The sequence below is a fragment of the Paenibacillus sp. 01T422 genome (genome assembly GCF_056398785.1).
The window spans coordinates 1-3,531 of sequence record NZ_JBFTQB010000693.1 but is presented as its reverse complement, the minus strand read 5'-3'; the positions used below and the strand labels follow the sequence as shown (position 1 = coordinate 3,531).

1 protein-coding gene is annotated in these 3,531 nt (G+C 47.5%); it reads right to left on the bottom strand.

Features of this window, described 5'->3' with window-relative positions; all coding sequences use genetic code 11:
• On the bottom strand, nt 1-3,531 hold a 3,531-nt coding region (locus AC1DUA_RS29095; protein WP_477503073.1), incomplete at both ends, for a beta-L-arabinofuranosidase domain-containing protein.

Genomic DNA, 3,531 nt, shown 5'->3' with positions numbered 1-3,531 from the left:
ATACTGGCCTGGGCTTGTGCCTTCCGTTGCGGTTTGATGCTTATCTTGTGCCTGAGCAATCAAATTGTTCAAGGCCGCTTTATCAACGACGGTAGCGATTTGCAAGTTGTGAGTAACACTACCAAGTTGTGTTTCTACCCCTGCCGCATCAGCTATAACCACTTTCGTCAACGTGATAGTGGTGCTGCTCGGTTGTGCAATTGATTTCGCTTTCCACTTCAGCTTCAGCAAGTGATCATTGATATTGCCTGCTCCCAAGTTGACCATAATGATGCGAATATGACCAGCAGTTTGCAATTGATCTACAACCTTAAATCCTTCCTTCAGCTCATCCACACCTACATATTCCACTAGATTAGGGTCGTAGCTTAAGTTCAAATCCTCGGCGTACACACGCTCAGTAACACTTGTGAATCCTAGTTCAACATCAAACGGCTCACTCGCATGCACTTCGGCAGGACCCGTCAAAGTCGCAGAAGCAGGAGTCGATGGTTCTGTTACAGCGGCTTGCAGCGGTCTGACGACCATATAGTCCAACTCGTAGAAACCGGTACCTTTCATGAACGTGATTGTGTTTGAGCCTTCGTTCAGTTCGACTTGCACGGGAATCGCCATGAATCGGCCCCAATTTTGAGTGCCTTGGAGCTTGAACGATTGCTCCTTGCCATTTACTAGCATTTTACCTGTTGCAGCCGTAAAATCACTGCCATTGGCAAACCACACATCAACATTATAGGTACCGGCTGCAGCAGCCTGAATATCACCAAATTTCACATAACTATCCGCGTAGTCAATTTCACCTACATAACTTTTTCCAGAGGCATAATTGTTGTTTGTATTCACCTTCGCTTTGAACAACTCGGCTTGTTCCGCCTCATATTTGATGGATTGGACGGCATCTGGATTATCAGTCACTTGAGGGAAATAACTGACACGCAAGTTCTCCGCTCCGAATGGAACCAGCGTAATGTTCTCCGTCGGCTCTGTTGAAAGCAGCGGCCCGATTGGCGGCTCGGAAGCTTCTACATTGTTGGCTGACTTGCCCCATGTAGGAATTTTCTTCGCTTTTGCAATCAGCTTGACTGGACTTGTCGCCTGGATGAATGGGTTCTCAGGCATAGGCCCCTGCACAACCTCAATGGATTGTTCCGGATGTTCCCGGTCGATCAATAACCCGTAATTCCATGGTGTTTTGGAAAGCACGCGGAACTGGCTGAACCCAAGCGCTGCGGCGTTAAATCCTGGCGCTGCCGCAATTGGATTCGATTGTACTTGCCAATCTTCTTCCACTTGAAGAGAGAACACGAGTGGACCACGTTCGATCCCGACAGAGTTGTTCACCCATGTCGATGTTTTCAACTTCATTGGCACCGTCAGAACGACATGATCACCTGTCGCCCATGTTCGGTCGATCGTCAGGTATTCTCCAGCTTTCACTGCTGGCTGAACTTGGCCATTCACCGTAACCGTCGGTTGATCCGCCCATGCCGGGATTCTTAATTTGAGTGGAAAACTCACCGATTCTGACGTGTTCACTTCGAACCCGATTTGATCCTCAAACGGATAGTTCGTTGTTTCTTCTACCGTTACATTGGCGTTCTTAATTTTGGTCGAAACGCGGCTAGGCCCGTAAGCAATGACGCCAAGTCCGCCATCATTTGTAGCTGCCCACATATTTTTCACAAAATACGGCCAACCCATATGCATATTAAAACGACAGCAAGGGAAACCGGAAGTTGGGGAAGGCATCATCCCGTTATCATAGTTTTGTTTGAAGCCATGATCCGCAACATTGCTCTCAACCTGATTAGGCAATGAATAATACTGATGAAGCTTCAAATTCTTATCCATCGCGCCTGGCAATGAATTGAAGGCAATTTTCTCAAGCGCATCACCAATGTGAGGATCCCCGAGAATCATCGCTGCCTCTTCATTACTTTGCATCCGCTCGGTAATTGCGCAGAGCTCTACTCCCTGCGTCGATGCGATACCAGCCAACATCTCAGTACCGGATGGCATTCCCGTAATTTGCGTGTGCTTGTTCAAATTGGTAACGCCAGCTTGGAACGCATCACGATCGACATTGTCGTGTGACCTTTGATAATAAATGGCTGGCATTTTAATCGCTTCATTCACGTTAACAGAATGAGTCGGCTGGAAGTCATTGCCGAAATTCTGGAAACCGTCATTTGCAAATGTATCCGTAATGGGATACCCCTGTTCGGCAAGTGTATCAGCCAATTGCAATAAGAACGCATCATCTGTCCGGTTGTACAGCCAAAGTACGGTATCAATGTTGTCGCCAACACGCACCTTGCCCCAGTCTCTGAGTGGTCGTGCTGGTAATTGAGCGGCTTGATAATGGAAATAGTTAGTCATGAACGTAAGCACACGAGCATCATTCGTTGCTTCATAATAGTCCTTCATGACATAAAGCGCGACCATGCGAGGCCACCAGTCATCGCTGCTTTTGGGACCAAAAGAACCGTCTGCTTGCTGGCTCGCCAAGATGGCTTCAATCCATTTCTGAGATTTTGCAATCAAATTCTGATCTTTCAAGGTGTAGGCTAGAGGGACTAACCCCTTCAAATAATAGACGGGACGTTCCCAGTCCGAGTCTGGCGCTGTGCCGCCAAGCCAAGCAGCGTTCGTACTGAGTTCTCCGTACAAATCCTCCGCATATCCAGTAGCCCCGTCGCGCTGAAGTTCAAGCTGTTTCAGCAACCAGCCTTTGGCCTCAACCGAACCAAGCGGCAGTGGGATAAATGGCGTTTGCACCAGCGGATCTTTGTTCGCTACAGGTGAGGTGAACTCTTTGTCCGGCACCACATATTCGCTTGCGATTACATTATCGAAGCTCGGCTGTGCACGGTAACTTCTTAAACCGATTCCGCCCTTCGTATATTTCTGTGGACTGTCGTCTGTATAGACGAGGACTGGCTTCTGTGAATCGTTGACATACACTTTAATGTCATTCTGATAAGTAATGACCTTCATGTGATAGTAACGATTCGGATCAATCGTGTCGAACACTTTTACTTGCTTCAGAGGAGTCCAGTTATTGTTCATTCGTCCAAGCGTGATCTTGCCATCACCACTTAAACCGGCGTAGTAGCCCTTCACATTATCTGCCCCAGGTGTTGCGCTTTGAGTCTTAAAGAGCAGCCCTGCATCTCCTGTACCTGTGTCGCTCGGCAGTTTAATATCGCTTTCCAGCGTCATATCCTGGAACTCTGCTTCTTGCGCAAGTATTTTGTAACCGTCACCTTTGTTAACCGTTATGGCTCCGGATTGCATTTTCCAGCTTCCATCYACCAGATTCCAATGTTCAATCGTTTGCTCTGCCGGCGTATCGAAGTTATCGGATAACAACGTATCGCCTCCCACGGATTTTACTACAATATTGTCGTACGAAGGCATTGAATTGTACATCCTAACGCCAACACTACCTTGCGTGTACGTACTGTCTGTTTGCTGCAAAACTAGCACATCATTGACATATACGTTAATTTGACTGCCTACAGCAGAAAC